General features: G+C 45.5%; 14 protein-coding genes. 12 read left to right on the top strand and 2 right to left on the bottom strand.

Annotated elements, in window-relative coordinates; translation table 11 throughout:
* Positions 1-133 precede the first annotated feature (133 nt).
* From MKY75_RS13915 to MKY75_RS13880, 8 genes are all read left to right on the top strand, one after another.
* A complete protein-coding gene (locus MKY75_RS13915) occupies positions 134-1,081 on the top strand; it encodes a GDSL-type esterase/lipase family protein (RefSeq protein ID WP_340885679.1) in 948 nt (315 codons plus the stop codon).
* On the top strand, positions 1,081-2,157 hold the full coding sequence (locus MKY75_RS13910; protein WP_340885677.1) for an ABC transporter ATP-binding protein: 1,077 nt from the start codon (positions 1,081-1,083) through the stop codon (positions 2,155-2,157). Before MKY75_RS13915 ends, MKY75_RS13910 begins: the two co-directional genes overlap by 1 nt.
* Positions 2,150-3,139: an ABC transporter permease gene (locus tag MKY75_RS13905; protein WP_340885675.1), complete on the top strand. Its 990-nt coding sequence runs from the start codon at positions 2,150-2,152 to the stop codon at positions 3,137-3,139. Before MKY75_RS13910 ends, MKY75_RS13905 begins: the two co-directional genes overlap by 8 nt.
* 98 nt (positions 3,140-3,237) lie before the next feature.
* A complete protein-coding gene (gene parE, locus MKY75_RS13900; protein ID WP_340885673.1) occupies positions 3,238-5,217 on the top strand; it encodes a DNA topoisomerase IV subunit B in 1,980 nt (659 codons plus the stop codon).
* Positions 5,218-5,239: 22 nt separating this feature from the next.
* Complete coding sequence (gene gyrA / locus MKY75_RS13895; RefSeq protein ID WP_254325447.1) at positions 5,240-7,702, top strand: DNA gyrase subunit A; 2,463 nt, start codon at positions 5,240-5,242, stop codon at positions 7,700-7,702.
* Between the two features lie 276 nt (positions 7,703-7,978).
* Positions 7,979-8,449, top strand: coding sequence for a MarR family winged helix-turn-helix transcriptional regulator (locus MKY75_RS13890; protein ID WP_318627193.1), 471 nt, complete (start codon positions 7,979-7,981; stop codon positions 8,447-8,449).
* Between the two features lie 266 nt (positions 8,450-8,715).
* On the top strand, positions 8,716-9,201 hold the full coding sequence (locus MKY75_RS13885; protein WP_318627194.1) for a MarR family winged helix-turn-helix transcriptional regulator: 486 nt from the start codon (positions 8,716-8,718) through the stop codon (positions 9,199-9,201).
* Positions 9,185-10,687, top strand: coding sequence for a DHA2 family efflux MFS transporter permease subunit (locus tag MKY75_RS13880; protein ID WP_340885671.1), 1,503 nt, complete (start codon positions 9,185-9,187; stop codon positions 10,685-10,687). The genes MKY75_RS13885 and MKY75_RS13880 overlap by 17 nt, the downstream gene beginning before the upstream one ends.
* Positions 10,688-10,823: 136 nt before the next feature.
* Here the strand turns inward: MKY75_RS13880 and MKY75_RS13875 are convergent, their stop codons facing one another.
* Both MKY75_RS13875 and MKY75_RS13870 read right to left on the bottom strand, forming a co-directional pair.
* Positions 10,824-11,570, bottom strand: coding sequence for an RluA family pseudouridine synthase (locus MKY75_RS13875; RefSeq protein ID WP_069010639.1), 747 nt, complete (start codon positions 11,568-11,570; stop codon positions 10,824-10,826).
* A 9-nt stretch (positions 11,571-11,579) separates the two neighbouring features.
* Complete coding sequence (locus tag MKY75_RS13870; protein ID WP_028540694.1) at positions 11,580-12,443, bottom strand: class I SAM-dependent methyltransferase; 864 nt, start codon at positions 12,441-12,443, stop codon at positions 11,580-11,582.
* A gap of 497 nt (positions 12,444-12,940) precedes the next feature.
* Between MKY75_RS13870 and MKY75_RS13865 the strand changes: the two genes are divergently transcribed.
* The 4 genes from MKY75_RS13865 to MKY75_RS13850 all read left to right on the top strand — a co-directional run bounded on the left by MKY75_RS13865 (position 12,941) and on the right by MKY75_RS13850 (position 16,776).
* On the top strand, positions 12,941-13,399 hold the full coding sequence (locus tag MKY75_RS13865) for a flavodoxin (RefSeq protein WP_039271202.1): 459 nt from the start codon (positions 12,941-12,943) through the stop codon (positions 13,397-13,399).
* Between the two features lie 20 nt (positions 13,400-13,419).
* A complete protein-coding gene (locus tag MKY75_RS13860; RefSeq protein ID WP_069010637.1) occupies positions 13,420-14,232 on the top strand; it encodes a hypothetical protein in 813 nt (270 codons plus the stop codon).
* Between the two features lie 357 nt (positions 14,233-14,589).
* Positions 14,590-15,243, top strand: coding sequence for an HlyD family secretion protein (locus MKY75_RS13855; protein ID WP_069010635.1), 654 nt, complete (start codon positions 14,590-14,592; stop codon positions 15,241-15,243).
* Between the two features lie 15 nt (positions 15,244-15,258).
* Positions 15,259-16,776, top strand: a complete 1,518-nt coding sequence (locus MKY75_RS13850) for a DHA2 family efflux MFS transporter permease subunit (RefSeq protein WP_061831583.1) — start codon at positions 15,259-15,261, stop codon at positions 16,774-16,776.
* Positions 16,777-16,796 lie beyond the last annotated feature (20 nt).

Raw genomic sequence — 16,796 nt, 5'->3', positions numbered from 1 at the left:
CAAGAAAGTATAATATAAGGGTGGCCATTTGCCATCCTTTTTTTGCATGTTCATGGGAAATTATATGTGACTCTAAGCATTTATTGCGCTTTTATTCCGAACGGTTTATTTGCAAAATGATATAAGAAGCTTTATGTTTATTTCACTAAGCTATCAGGAGGGAACACGAGTGAATTCATCAAAATGGATTTGGCGGTCTGTCGGTTCCGTTTCCATTGCCGCCACATTGCTATTATTGTACGGATTTATTACAGCAGTACAAAGTATCACGGCTCCAGAGCCAATGGTTAGCACTCAACCTGTACATCCCGGTTCATCGCAGACACAAACTGCGCCATCCGCTACTAATCAGACGGGAGAGTTTCGGGTAGCTGCCATTGGAGATTCGCTAGCCAAAGGCACGGGGGATGACTCCGGAAGTGGTTTTGTGCGTCGGTCGGTGAGCTTGTTAAATAATCAGGAAGGCCATAAGGCTCAGCTCATAAATAATCTGGGGATTAATGGACTGACGACTCAAGGACTATTGACCAAGCTGGATGAGCCTGGTGTTTCTTATGTGTTGAAAAAGGCTAACGTTATTATGGTCTCGATTGGCGGAAATGATTTATTTCAGGGGGCTCAGGCTGCCCAAACCGGCAAAGAGCCGCCTACACTCAGTGGTTTGCGTAAAGCTGTGCCTGATGCCGCCAAACGTCTGCAAAAAGTGCTGACAAAGGTAGGGAAAATCAATCCGAATGCTAAAATTATCTATGTCGGATTATATAATCCATTCAGTGATCTGCAGGAAATGAAAATTCCCGGTAATCTTGTGGTAACAGAATGGAATCTGGCTGCCATGGCAATTACCAACCAAAACAGCAATATGACTCTGGTTCCAACTTTCGATTTATTCCAGCAAAATTTGCCCGTCTATTTATCATCCGATCATTTTCATCCAAACGGACAGGGCTATCAGGCAATCGCTGAACGTATCGCGCAAGGGTTTGCAGTTGCAAACACGAAGGATGCCGATAAAGTGGATAATGAACAACAGTCTACAAGCAGCCAACCTGCTGAAGTGAAAAAGGGAGGGAACAACTAATGAGCATCCAATCTGCTGACAAGAACGGGACTGGAATAACCGAAAATTCGACCTCAAGCGATGCAGTGTCCAGTTTCCATTCCGCCAATCAGGTTGGCAGCACAGGCAGAGACAGAAGCAATAACGAAACAGTTCTCTCTGTTCAGCACGTTAAGAAACGTATCAAACGCAAAATGATCATTCATGATGTAACATTCGACGTTCGTGCGGGTGAAATTTTCGGATTTCTCGGCCCTAATGGGGCTGGGAAAACGACGACTATTCGTATGCTGGTCGATTTAATTAAGCCTACGGAAGGGACGATTACTGTCTGTGGACATAATGTAAATCGTGACCCTGAGCAGGCTTTACGGCATATTGGTTCTATTGTGGAAAATCCAGAGGTGTACAGCTATCTGACAGGTTGGGAGAATTTAGAGCATTTTGCCCGTATGCAGCCTGGTGTAGACGAACAGCGTATCCGCGAAGTCGTTGAGCTGGTTCGGCTCGATCGCCGTATCCATGATAAAGTAAGTACGTATTCTCTCGGAATGCGCCAGCGTCTTGGTATAGCCCAAGCCTTGCTCGGTAGACCGAAATTGCTGATTTTGGATGAACCGACCAACGGGTTAGACCCCAAGGGGATCAAGGAAATGAGAGCTTTTATCCGTTTGCTAGCGGCAGAAGGCATGGCTGTATTTGTTTCCAGTCATTTGCTTAGCGAAATCCAGCTGCTATGTGATCGGGTGGCAATTATAAGTCGGGGTAAGGTACTAGCTGTAGGTGGTGTACGGGAACTGGTTGAGACGCACTCACATATGGCCGTATGGCAACTGGAGCCTCGTGATCAGGGTCTTGCCATATTGCAAAATTCTCCGCATGTGCAAATGATTACGAACGCCGATGAATTAATTGATGACAGTATTGTTGCAGGTAGCGGAGCCGATGCAATTTTTACAGAAATGGATGAAGAGCATATTGCGGAGCTGGTGACACAAATGACGGCTTCCGGTATTTCCGTTAAAGGTGTAACCAAAATCAACCCTACACTGGAGCAGCTATTCCTGAAAATGACGGAAGGTGAGATACTTGAATAACATTTTACCGCTCGTACAAAATGAAACACTCAAAATTATCAAGAAGAAACGATTTTATGTCATTTTACTAGTTTTACTTGTGCTTGTGCCGATTTTTACGTACGCTCAGATGAAAGTGGCAGAAAACAATCGCGAAAAATTCGGCAATGATTGGCGGCTTGAACTGCGTCAGGCGATTACCGATAATCAAAACTCGCTGGGAAGTGACCGGGTTCCCGAGGAATGGAAGACCTACCGTCGGGTCTTTGTGCAGCAGATGCAATATTATTTGGAAAATAATGTTAATCCGAATGAGCCGAGTGGTGTCACTTTTACCAGAGAGTTTATGGATAATTCGATAAATTTGTTCGTTCCGCTGTTGATTATGGCCATTGCCTCCGATCTGGTTTCAGGAGAACGGACGACAGGCACGATAAAAATGTTACTGACCCGCCCAGTCAGGCGGTGGAAAATACTGCTGAGTAAGCTGCTGACATTGTACATGTTCGTTTCGCTCATCATTTTGGCTGTATTTGTAATTAGCTATGTGATATCAGGCTTGTTTTTTGGTTTTCGCGGTTTTAATGTTCCGGTATTTACCGGATTTCAAATTGTTGGATCGACGGTGGATTTGTCTGCTGTACATGCGATTCCACAATGGCATTATCTGATGCTGCAAGCCGGATTAATCTGGTTTGTCAGTCTTGTGGTAGCTTCGTTAGCCTTTATGGTATCTGTCCTGGTACGAAGTACGGCGGCAAGTATCGTGGTCATGATGGCTGCACTCATTTCGGGCACTATTTTGACAAACATGGCTTCGTCTTGGCAGAGTGCTAAATATTTATTTATGGTTAACCTCCAATTAACCGATTATTTATCTGGAAGCCCCGCCCCGATTGAGGGAATGACTTTACCCTTTTCTTTAGCTGTACTGGGCATTTGGGGGGCTGCGGCATTGATTGTTTCATTCGCCGTCTTTACGAAACGGGATATATTGAATTAAAATGGACAAGGTAAAAGAAAACATCTGTTTGCATTTTTGGTGAAAATCATCAAGAATAAGGCAAAACACGGTTACGATTAGACAAAGGGGGAGCATGAATGGTCGACAAAATCGACTTGTCTGCGGGAGTGTCCGGCACACAAAGCGGAGCTTCAGAATATGGCGCGGACGACATTCAAGTGCTCGAAGGGCTTGTGGCAGTTCGCAAACGGCCGGGCATGTACATCGGGAGCACCAGTTCTTCGGGGCTGCATCATTTGGTATGGGAAATTGTAGACAACGCGGTGGATGAACATCTCGCCAGGTTTTGCTCTCGCATTGATATTACAATGCATAAGGACGGTTCCATTACGGTATCAGACAACGGGCGCGGTATTCCTACGGGAATGCACAAAACGGGAATTCCTACGCCTCAGGTTGTATTCACCATTTTGCACGCCGGAGGTAAGTTTGGCGGTTCGGGATATAAAAAGTCCGGGGGTCTGCACGGTGTAGGTGCGTCTGTAACGAACGCTCTTTCGGAATGGCTTGAAGTAGAAATTTACCGAGACGGTAAGATTCACCGTCAGCGGTTTGAATATTGGCAGGACAAGAAGGGCGTGGAGCATGTCGGGGAACCGACCACAGGCCTTGAAGTGCTGGGCAATACTAACAAGACGGGCTCGAAAATTACATTTAAACCGGATATTCGTGTATTTCAGGCAGGCATTCATTTTAACTACGATACGTTGGCTGAACGCCTTCAGGAGATTGCTTTTCTAAATTCGGGCCTTCGTATTCAACTTAAAGACGAACGCAGCGGAAAATCAGATGAGTATTTTTATGAGGGTGGCGCAAGTCAGTTTGTTGCTTTTCTGAATGAGGGCAAGGATGTGCTGCATGACGTTATTCACTTTAATGCCGAGAAAGAAGACATTGAAGTAGAGATTGCCATCCAGTACAATGCGGGTTATACAGAGACGATTGCTTCGTTCGTTAACTCCATTCCGACACGTGGCGGAGGTACGCATGAAACGGGATTCAAAACCGCTTACACTCGTGTCATGAACGACTATGCGCGCAAAACGGTGATGTTGAAAGAAAAGGATAAAAACTTGGAGGGCAACGATCTACGTGAGGGCATGATGGCTGTAATCAGTGTCAAGATGGCTGAGGTTGAATTTGTCGGTCAGACAAAGGATCAACTGGGTAGCGCTTCGGCACGGAGTACAGTGGATGCCATCGTATCTGAGCAGATGCAGCGTTTTTTGGAAGAAAATCCGCAGATAGCACAAACTTTGATCAAGAAGGCAGTTCAAGCATCCAGAGCGCGTGAAGCTGCACGTAAAGCTCGGGATGAGATGCGTTCCGGTAAAAAGCGCAGTGAAAGTTCCAATTTGAATGGTAAACTGTCGCCTGCGCAGTCCAAGGATTTTACACGTAATGAGTTGTTTATTGTGGAAGGCGATTCGGCTGGAGGATCAGCCAAGCAGGGACGGGATTCCAAAATTCAGGCCATCTTACCGCTAAAGGGTAAACCGATGAATCCGGAGAAATCCAAACTGGCGGATATTATGAAGAATGATGAGTACCGTGCTATTACAGCAGCTATTGGTGCGGGGGTAGGAACAGAGTTTTCGCTGGAAGACAGCAATTATTCCAAAATCATCATTATGACCGATGCAGATACAGATGGTGCGCACATTCAAGTGCTGTTGTTGACGTTCTTTTATCGGTACATGAAAGAGCTTATTGATGCAGGACGCATATTTATTGCTCAACCGCCATTGTATAAAATAACTCGAAAGTCGGGTAAGCTCGAAACGGTGCGTTATGCTTGGACTGACGAGCAGCTTGATAATTATTTGAAAGAATTTGGACGAAATTTTGAGCTTCAGCGCTATAAAGGACTTGGGGAAATGAACCCTGATCAGTTATGGGAAACAACGATGAATCCTGATTCACGCACCTTGTTACGCGTTCAGATAGAGGATGCAGCCAAGGCTGAACGTAGGGTGTCCACTTTGATGGGGGATAAGGTGGACCCGCGCAAACGCTGGATCGTGGAAAACGTAGATTTCACGGAATACGTAGAGTAGTGCTATCAAATGAGGTGTAAACATGAGCTTATCGGAGCAGTTTTTGCCAGCTTTTCTGGAGGAAGTGGTCGGTGACCGCTTTGGCCGATATTCCAAATATATTATTCAGGATCGGGCGATACCCGATGTAAGGGACGGATTAAAACCCGTACAACGTCGTATTCTTTATGCAATGTACGATTCGGGCAATACGCCGGATAAAGCATATCGTAAATCGGCCAAAACCGTTGGGGACGTTATGGGTAATTACCACCCCCACGGTGACTCGTCGATTTACGACGGCATGGTACGGATGGCACAACCCTGGAAAATGAGTCACGTGCTGGTGGACGGTCACGGTAACTGGGGTTCCCAGGATGATGACCCGGCAGCAGCTATGCGTTACACGGAGGCTCGCTTGTCTCCGATCGCAATGGAAATGCTACGCGATATTGAAAAGCGTACGGTTTTGTTCAAGGACAATTTTGATAACTCGGCCAAAGAGCCTGTTGTGTTGCCGTCTCGTTATCCAAATTTATTGGTGAACGGTTCCAGTGGGATCTCGGCGGGATTTGCGACAGAGATTCCTACACATAGTTTACGCGAAGTTATTGATGCCAGCATTGCGGTGATGGAAAAGCCGGAGATTGAGTTGGAAGAGATTATGACCTTTATTAAAGGTCCTGATTTCCCGACTGGTGGACTCATTATGGGTGGCGAAGGCATCAAGGACGCTTACCGTACGGGAAAAGGACGCATTTATATTCGTTCCAAAACGGAAATCCAGTCCTTGCGCGGAGGTAAGCAGCAACTGGTCATTACCGAAATCCCATACCAGATCGTCAAATCAAGACTCGTTACCGCCATGGAAAATATCCGTTTGGAGAAAAAGGTGGAAGGGATTGCCGAGGTTCGTGACGAGAGTGGACGAAATGGTTTGCGCATTGTTGTCGAGCTAAAGAAGGAAGCCGATGCGGAAGGGATTTTAGCATATTTACTGAAAAAAACCGATCTACAGGTGGCATATAACTTCAACATGGTAGCCATTGTGAACAAAGCGCCACATCAGCTTGGGCTAAAGTCCATTTTGGAAGCGTATATTGCTCATCAACGCGAAGTTGTTACTCACCGTATCCAGTATGAACTGGAAAAGGCAGAGGATCGTGCCCATGTGCTGGAAGGTTTGGTCAAGGCGCTGAACATTCTGGATGAGGTCATTGCAGCCATTAAAGCTTCCAAAAATCGCCAGGACGCGCAAAATAATTTGCAATGGATGTTTGGTTTTAGCGAACGTCAGGCAGATTCTATTTTGACTTTGCAGTTGTACCGTCTCACCAATCTGGAAATCACCACGCTTGAAAAAGAACTGGGTGACATCCAGAAAAAAATCGCGCAATATCGTTCTATTCTGGAAAGTGACCGTAAGCTGATCAGCCTAATTCGCAAGGAACTGTTGGAAATTCGCGAAAAGTACGGCATTGACCGTCGTTCAGATATCCAGGGCGAGGTAGAAGAGATTAAGGTGAACCTGGAAGTTATGGTAGGAGCAGAGGATGTGTTGCTGACACTCTCGAAAGATGGATATGTGAAACGTACAAGTATGTTGTCATTCACTCGTTCAGGCGGGGAACGTTCAAGTTCCGGTGTTAAAGAAGGGGATTACGTTACCCAATTGCTTGATGTGAACACGCTGGATGTATTGCTCGTCTTCACCCAGCGCGGACAATACTTTTTATTGCCTGTACATCAGGTGCCAGAGTATAAGTGGAAAGAGCCGGGCACTCCAATTGTCAACGTCATTCCGTTATCGAAGGAAGATCGTATCGTAAGTGTGATTCCGCTCAAAAACATCGAGGAAATCGGTAAAAGTCTGGTATTTGTAACTAAGAAGGGCCAAGTAAAGCGTACAGAGTTGAAAGAATATGCTACAAAACGTTCTAGTGCCGTAGCCGCCTGCAAAGTAGCAGGGGACGATGAGGTATTATCGGTAACGTTAAGCGAGGGTACCCGGGATATTATGCTGATTACCCGCGCGGGTATGAGTATACGCTTCAAGGAGCAAGAGGTTAATGCGATGGGCCGCGTCTCGGCTGGTGTCAAAGGTATACAGCTAGCGGAGGGCGATGAAATTATCGCGGCGTTATGGGTAGAAGAGGATGAAGGAGAAGTGTTGGTGCTGACCGAGTCCGGTTATGGTAAGCGTACGCTTCTGTTGGACTATCCTACACAGGGAAGAGGCGGCAAAGGTATCACCACCTTTGAGTTCAAGGAAGGCAAACGAGTACGTTCGAATGGAACTCGAATCGTGGCTGCCTTCTATTGCCGTGAAGCTGTTCAATTATTTGCAATCACAGCAGAAGGACAAACGATGTCCTTCCTTTCGGAAAAGGCTCCTTTGACCGACCGAAAAGATACAGGCAAGCTGCTGGCTCCAGTGGAGAAGAAGGACGAAATTGTGAATGTGCTGCTGCGTAGTGAGCCGCAAGCTTCTCAGTCTATAGAATAATAGGAAAAGTCAAGCGCTTATTAGCTCGAAAAAGAGAGGTCCTCTCGTGCCATTCCGGCACGAATGAGGACCTTTTTGCCGTCATGGTGTCGAACTCTGACCAGCCTTCAAAACCCAGGTGAGACTTCCTTCCCCTTTTCATTTCATGCTTCAAAAACGGCAGGAAACCGGGGCTAAATGGCGAAAATTTAATGTGATGAAATACAATCCGGACGGTGGCCCATACGGTAACTTTGATGCTTTTACTGACCCTGTTATTTAAAGGAGTGAGGCAAAATGCAAACGACCGAATTTGCGAAAATCTGGTCCAGAATGGCTAAGGATTATAAGGTTCATATGGAGCAGCAGCTGGCTCCATCACTAACGGAAGCTCAACTTACGGTGCTGGAGGTTTTGAACGAATACGGCCGTATGAAACCGTCTCAACTAATCCCATATCTCGCCACCACACCAGCCGCGGTTACGATGCTGCTGGATCGGATGGAGCGGAATCGACTGGTCACCCGTTTCAGAGATGTAAAGGACCGTAGAATTGTATGGATTGTTATCTCGGATCAAGGGAGAGAAGAAGTAGAGCGTGGATTGCGAATCCGGGATGATTTTCTGGGTTCTGCACTAAACCGAATTTCTCAGCACAATCAAAATTTGCTGGTTTATTTGTTGGGGAAAATTACAACGAAGGCGAAGACTTCAGTATCGGCAAGTGAGAATGAGGGAGTAAAGGAACCAATAGAGCGAGCAGAATAACTAGAATGGTGGCTACATGAAAAGTAGCTGTACGCAGCAGGTTATCATTTTAAGGTAAGTAGGAGTGCGCGGATGTAAATACCTATCGTGGTATTCATACCCGCGCCTTTTTTGTGTTGAAGTATAGGTGGTATTTGGGTGAATGTTGACATTTACATAAGAGATGATAAAATAATAGTTATAAATAAATAACATTTCGCATGCAAATAGTTGCTAGTTTATGTATATGGATTGTGAATTGGGGAATAGAAAGAAGGATGGTTTCAGTGAGTGACAGAGAGGAAGACAGACTTGAGGTGTACCGGATTATTCAATCGGTAAGGGAGATTAACAAAACGATATTTTATGCCTTCTGGAATGAGGAGCAGCATTTGGATCTGACGGCCATTCAGCATATGGCTTTGGCAATTCTGAATAAACGCCCCGACATCGGGTTATCCGAGTTGGCAGACATAGCGCATGTGGGAAGCAGCTCTATGAGTGGGGTGGTTGACCGCTTGACCAAGGCAGGATATATTGCTCGCGGACGGCATGAGCATGACCGTAGATCCTTAGTGCTGACGCTTACGCCGGAAGGGAAAGATATCATGCAAAAAGTAGACGACATGTGGATGGAGCGCGTCTTGCCCATTCTGGACATTCCGAAGGAGCATCTAGAGATGGTCCTGGATATCCATAAACAAATGATTATGAAATTAACACCGAAGGGAATGAATCAACTTGAGCAGTCCTCAAATGACACTACCAGGTAATGTACGCAGAGCACCCATTGTGGCCGCTCTGTTGATTGGCGCGATAGTAGCGATATTAAATCAGACGTTGATCAGTGTGGCTTTACCGAAAATGATGAGTGATCTGAATATAGATGCCAATATAGCTCAGTGGCTTAGCACGGGCTTTATGCTCGTGAATGGGGTATTAATCCCGGTGACCGCGTTCTTGATTGCCCGTTTCTCCACTCGTAAATTGTTTATTAGTGCGATGACTATTTTTTCAATCGGCACGCTGTTATGTGCTATAGCACCGAGCTTCAGCATATTGCTGATCGGTCGGCTTATTCAGGCCGCGGGGGCAGGTATCATGATGCCCTTAATGATGGTCGTTATCTTGAACATCTACCCAATAGAGCGTCGTGGCCGGGCGATGGGAACCCTGGGGATTGCTATGGGTTTTGCTCCAGCCATTGGGCCAACCTTATCCGGTTATATAGTACAGCATTATGACTGGCGGGTATTGTTCTGGATCATCCTGCCGATTTCAGTAATTTCGATTGTGATCGGATTTATTTTTCTAAAAAATGTAACGGAGCAGTCCAAGCCAAAGCTGGACATTCCCGGCATCATTTTGTCTACGCTCGGTTTCGGTGGACTGTTATACGGCTTTAGTGATGCAGGAACATCAGGTTGGGGAAGTATTCCGGTCCTGTCTACGCTTATCGTTGGGACAATTGCGCTTATTTTGTTTATTGTTCGCCAATTGAAGGCAGATGAGCCTATGCTGGAGTTCCGTATCTTTAAATACGATGTGTACAGCTTAACGACAATCATTAATGTGATTGTGACGATGGCTTTGTACGCCGGTATGATATTGCTTCCAATTTATTTGCAAAATATTCGGGGTTTTACACCGCTCCAGTCCGGAATGCTAATGTTACCGGGAGCGATTCTGATGGGGCTCATGTCTCCTGTAACGGGGGCTATTTTTGACCGAATCGGAGCGCGTTGGTTGTCTGTAATTGGTTTGCTGATCATGGCTATAACAACTTGGGAATTTACACGGTTGACCGAAACAACCACCTATATGACACTGTTAATTAATTATACGGTGCGGATGTTCGGGATGTCTTTGCTGATGATGCCGATCCAAACGGCCGGGTTGAATCAGCTTCCGCAACGATTGAATGCACATGGTACGGCGATGAGTAACACGCTGCGTATGATTTCCGGCTCAATTGGGACGGCAATTCTGGTGACGGTGATGTCCACACAAAGCAGCAACCGTTTGACGTCGATTGTTACATCTGAGGGACTAACCATGACGGATAAAGTGGGGATGCTGGCTGCAGGCAATCAAGCTACAATTTATGGGATTAACTCGGCTTTTATCATTGCAACAGTGTTGAGTGTGGCCGCTCTGATTTTAGCGTTTTTTATCAAACATACGAATGCAAAAAACGCCCATCCCCGTCAACAGCTGGTAAACAGCAAGAAGGGGCAGTCCGTGGCTTCCTCGTCATAAAAGGATAAGATGACGCATTAATTTAATTTTCTACAAAAAAGAACCTGTAACGCATGTGAACAAACATGCATTGCAGGTTCTTTGTGCAAATGGGGATTGAGGATGTAGATATCCAGATGGAGCAGGGCTTTTCGGTTCAAATTTCAGTCGTAATCATGTTCTCGTAAAGCGACCTGGGCCATTCATTCCATGGAAATTGGACAGGAGGTAACGAGTGAAATCTCATATCGTCCTTGCTAACCGGATGCGGTGCTCCAGCGAGTAAGGACCAAAGCGCCAGCTGTTGACCGGGCCGACTCAGATGACCCCCATATTTTTGGTCACCGTAGAGGGGACAGCCGATCGCCTGCATTTGCACACGAATTTGGTGTGAGCGTCCGGTGTGCAACTTAATCTGCACGAGACTGAGTCCATCTGCTTGTCCGATTACGCGATACTCCAAAATGGCTTCCTTCGCACCAGCCGTGCCAGGCCGAACCGTTTGAACCGTGTTGGTTCGACTATCCTTTAGCAGGTAATGGGTCAGACGGCCTTGCGGGGCCGTAGGAACGCCATTCAGAACGGCTGTATACAGTTTGTGAAAATGACGACTTCGAACCGACTCTGACAGGCGAGAAGCAGCTTTGGACGTCTTAGCAAAAATCATGGCTCCACCTACAGGCCGATCCAGTCTGTGAACTAAACCCAAAAAAACGTTACCAGGCTTATTGTGTCTAATTTTTAAATCTTCCTTGAGTAAAGACAACAGATCAGGATCACCACTGGCATCCTCTTGCGTTGGAACATTGACAGGCTTTACAACCGCCAAAACATGATTGTCCTCATATAGGACAGGGATGTTCGACTGTGCATGTTCATGCCAAGTAAGTTCATTTTGAGTCATAAGAGGAATTTAAGCCTCCCAGCGTCCGAGAATACCACAAGGCAAATTCAATCCCGAGCGTGTGATCGGCAATCCGATTTCACCAGCGCTAATTTGGCCGCCGTACTTTTGTTGCATTGTCATGCTCAGCATGTTGCGCAATACAGTAGGCGAAATACCTGTAGTATAGGAGTTAATGAGCATGAACAGCGGTTGATCTGAAATGATGCTCATGCAGGATTCGAGAAACGGGTATAAGCTTTCTTCAAGCTTCCAAGTTTCTCCGTTCGGTCCGCGCCCGTAAGAAGGAGGGTCCATAATAATGGCATCATAACGGTTGCCCCGACGTTGTTCTCGTTGCACGAACTTGAATACGTCGTCCGTAATGAAACGTACCGGACGGTCAGCCAGACCGGACAATTGAACGTTTTCCTTTGCCCACTGTACCATGCCTTTGGCGGCATCCACGTGAACCACACTGGCTCCAGCATACGCAGCAGCAGTAGTGGCTCCTCCCGTGTATGCAAACAGGTTCAGTACAGAAATGGGTCTGCCTGCACCTTTGATTTTATCCATCATCCAGCTCCAGTTTGCTGCTTGCTCTGGGAAAAGACCAGTATGCTTAAAGCTGGTCGGTTTAATGTGGAATTTAAGCGGTCCATAGCTAATGGTCCAGCGCTCAGGGATAGGTTTTTTCATATCCCAGTTGCCGCCACCGGAGGAACTGCGGTGATAATGCCCATGAACATTACGCCATTCAGCTGTTTCCTGGGCCAAAGGCCATATGATTTGCGGATCGGGACGACGCAGGACAATATCACCCCAACGTTCTAGTTTTTCACCACCGCCTGTATCCATTACTTCATAGTCTTTCCATTCTTGTGCTACATACATGTACAATCCATCCTTCAGCAGTCAATTCAGGATTCAGGCAGCAAGCTGCACAGAAATCCCCATATGGAGTCTATTGTACAACAAACCACAGCAACAATCGAATGATTACATAAATAAGTAAGTAGTCACTTGGTCTTAAAATATTTTTTCTCGGATATACTTGTAATTATAGCGCTTCCATATTAAAATGAAGCCAATCCCACTTGTACGTACAACCATCCGTTTTTTATTATAATAATGAAAATGGAATAAATTGTACGTACATAATATTTTTTTATCAACACAGCTGAAATTCTACTTCATTAAACAGGCCTCTAATTAATTTGCTTATCCATAGGTTTTCAGCCAGCAGCCGCATGTCATGCGGCTGTTTTGCGTATATTTCCCCAAGATTAAACCTAGTTTTTGAAATTAATATTTGACAATGAGAATCATTATCAAATATTATTTGAGTAACAGGGAGTGAAAGCATCCCATATTTCAAATAAAGGTGAGGGATGAACTTGGGTAAAATCATGATTACTTATGCCAGTTTGACCGGTAATACAGAGGAAATTGCGGAATTGATCGCCGAGGGCGTCCGTCAGGCAGGACATGAGGCTGAGTTGAAGGCTTCGTATGATTGCAGCGCGCAAGAACTGCTCGCATATGACGGGTTCCTGCTGGGTGTATATACATGGGGAGATGGTGAGCTTCCTGATGAATTTTTGGATTTTTACGAGGAACTAGACGAACTTGATCTGTCTGGTAAAAAGACGGCAGTATTTGGTAGTGGAGATACATCCTATACGCAATTCTGTGGTGCAGTGGACTTGGTAGAGGAAAAAGTCAAAGAACGCGGCGCATCGGTCATTCAAGAGAGTCTGAAGATTGAATTCAATCCATTGGATGATGATAAGGAGAATTGCCGAGCTTACGGAAGACAATTTGCACAGGCTGGTATTGAAGTGTCCTGAGAAGAGAGTGAGGGATAGGTATGCGCAATAGCGATAGCTTAAGCGGCTTTCCTCTTCTGCACGACTATCAGCTGGAGGAGATGTGGAGAACTCCACAGCCAATCCGTCAATCACAGAGGAAAAGAGGGCGTGAGGGCTGGAATTGGCGGCAACGGGTTCAATATGCAGTAGGGCATGCGCTCAACGAATACTTTGGAATGGAAGTAAAGGTACGGCGGGAAGTCCCTGTCCAGTATGTGCTGGAGAAATGGTGGCCCAAGCAGTCAGACAGCTTTGAATCTTTGTTCCATTATTGGGATGTCAAAAATAAAGTGTCAGGTGAGTTGTCAAAAATTTGTGGCTTAAATAATGACTTGATGGTGCCTGTGATGCTGTATGAACAATTTTGTACGTCTGTGCCTGAGTTAGAGATCAATATTTCGCTTATTGTTCAGGCTGCTTGGCAACTATCAGCAGAAACAGATTCCCTGCTCATTCAAAAGTACATCGTTGACTATAATCCTAACGTTATTAGTACATTCCAACATATGACAAATGTATTTTGTTATTACGCATTTGGGGCCCTTCCTCAGCTTATTGAGGTATACTGTCTGCTGGAAGGCAAGAAGGTCCGCTTCATTCCGGGGCCTGCTTCTTTACAGCAATCTCTGGATTATGTGAGGCTATTGAGGGATTCCAAAGATGATGTACATGGGACGTCAGAACGCTGTCGTTGCGGGGGTTGCATGGAAAAGCAAGCTTCTCAAGGGAATAGAATGAATAAGAACACGAAGGAAGGACAGGAGGCGAAAAACTGCAAACAACGGTCAGCTGTACCTACGCCTTTCTCTTAACATTATTGTGTAACCCTTTAATTGTAAACTATCCCTTTTCGTGAAAGAGCCTTGGAAACAAGGTTCTTTTTTATGAAAAAAAATTATGAAAAAACTGAAAATTTATGTTGCCTGAATAGATAAATATATCTATAATATTTCAATGTACAATAGTTATATGAAAATATTTAAATATAAAAGACGGTTTGTGGACCATGGATCAGATTGTCCTATGTACATAAAATAAGTCCTGTCTTTTGCATGGCACGTTGCCATGTGTTTATTTACGTTCTCCATTTGGTTTAATGGCCTAATATTTCAATTTTAAAATATTAGCGTTGAATAATAAAAATTTTTTGGACAACAGGGGTGGAAGAAGTGAGTAAGAAAACTGTATTGCCAATCCTCATTGTACTGCTCGTTCTGAGCGGTGGAGCTATTGGCTACTATTATTGGTATCAAGCAACACACTTTGTTAAAAGTGACGATGCGCGCATTCAAGCCGATCAATATAAGGTAATGCCGCAAATCTCCGGAGAAATAAGCCACATTGATGTGGAAGAAGGAGATGTTGTTCAGCGTAATGAACCGATTGCCGAGCAGGATGTATCAGGGCTGGATGCGAGCATGATCAGCAAGTCCGTACTGCGCGCGCCGATCAATGGAACTGTCATTAAGATTTATTCGAAAGAGCATGAAATCGGATCGCCGGGTAGTGCTGTTGCAACTATGGTGGATATGAACAGCTTGTATGTATCCACGAATATTGAAGAAAATGACATTAACCGCATTAAACCAGGACAGCTTGTTGACATTACGCTTGATGCAGCAGGGGACCAGGTGATTCAGGGTAAAGTTCGTAAAGTAGGCGAAGCCTCCAACGCCGTGTTCTCACTCGTTCCTGCAGTAAACACAAGTGGTAATTTTAACAAGGTGACTCAGCGTGTGCCTGTAGAGATTGCTGTGAACAAGCCGAAGGATCTGAAGCTTATTCCTGGAACGAACGTGGAAGTAAAAATTCATACACCTTAAAAAGGAGGGGTCCATGTGGCTGCCAATGATATTGCTGCTGCTCCTTCGACAGATTCTTCCAAAGAACGCTGGCTTGCCTTTTTCGCTATCGTTTTAGGCGCCTTTGTCGCCATTCTGAACAACAGTCTGATCAATGTCGCCATTCCAAGATTGACGACGGATTTAGGATCTACGACGACACGTATTCAGTGGGTTATTACAGGTTACACGCTTGCATCTGGTGTAATTGTACCGATTACCGGATATATGGAGCAGCGCCTCGGATACAAAAAGTTTTTGATTCTTGCGCTCAGTGTTTTTTCGCTGGGAACGGGAATATGTATTTTTGCATGGAGTGATTCTTCCCTGATCGCAGCACGGGTGCTGGCTGGTCTGGGCGGTGGTGTTATTATGCCGCTGAGTATGACGATTATTTACAAAATTATGCCGCGTGAACAAATCGGTATGTCCCTTGGTATATGGGGGATCGCCGCAATGGCAGCGCCGGCTGTAGGGCCTACGCTTAGCGGATATTTGATTGAGTGGTTTAACTGGCGGTTCTTGTTTATTGTCAGTGTGCCGGTTGCTTTATTTGCAATTTTAATGGTTATTCTTCTAATCAAAGAGCCGCCTAAAGTAGAGCCGAAGCCGTTTGATCTACCGGGCTTTTTGCTGGCCGCAACTTGTGCCGGAACACTCTTGTACGCATTGACCAACGGCCAGCGTGATGGCTGGACTTCTTTTGGAATTGTATCCCTGCTGTTTATTGCTTTCTGGGCACTTGTTTTTCTGATTTATGTAGAAAGCGGCAAGGATAATGCTGTAATTGAAATCTCATTATTCAAGAATTCAAAGTATACGATTAGTGTTATTGCCTCGAGTCTGGTCATGATGGGGATGTACGGAGGAACGTTCCTAACACCGTTGTTTTTGCAAAATATCCAGCGGGTGTCACCGATTGATACCGGTATTATCCTCATTCCACAGGCCATTGCTATGGCGGCTATGATGCCTATTGCCGGGAAGCTGTTCGATAAGTTCGGCATTGTGCCTTTGGGACTTGTGGGCCTGACGCTAACCAGCTTTATGACCTATCATCTTCACCAGCTTACGCCAGATACTTCGCATGCCTGGTTGGAAACCGTAATGGCATTACGGGGTCTGGGAATTGGTATTTGCATGATGCCATTATCCACGGTCGGTATGAATGCCGTTCATCCGAGCAAGGTAGCCAATGCATCTACAGCATCCAATCTGGTACGTACTGTAGCTGCATCTATGGCGATTGCAGTGCTAACCGCCATTATGCAAAGCCGTTCGGCTGCTCATGCCCAGCAAATTTCGGAGTCCATTACACCGGACTCGGCTCATACGCTACAAGCGACATTGGGCAGCTCATGGATGTCATCCATAAGTAGTTTAATCACACTGGATGCTACATCAAGAGGAATTGGGGATACGTTCCTCATTTCATCCATACCGCTGTTTTGCACGATTCCACTAATCTTTTTGTTTATTCAGAGGAAGAAAGCAAAGACACAGCCGGAAGCTTAATCAAGGAATTATAAAATACG

It is taken from the genome of Paenibacillus sp. FSL L8-0663 (assembly GCF_038008125.1).
Classification (GTDB): domain Bacteria; phylum Bacillota; class Bacilli; order Paenibacillales; family Paenibacillaceae; genus Paenibacillus; species Paenibacillus polymyxa_D.
This window is presented reverse-complemented; position numbering and strand designations above follow the sequence as displayed.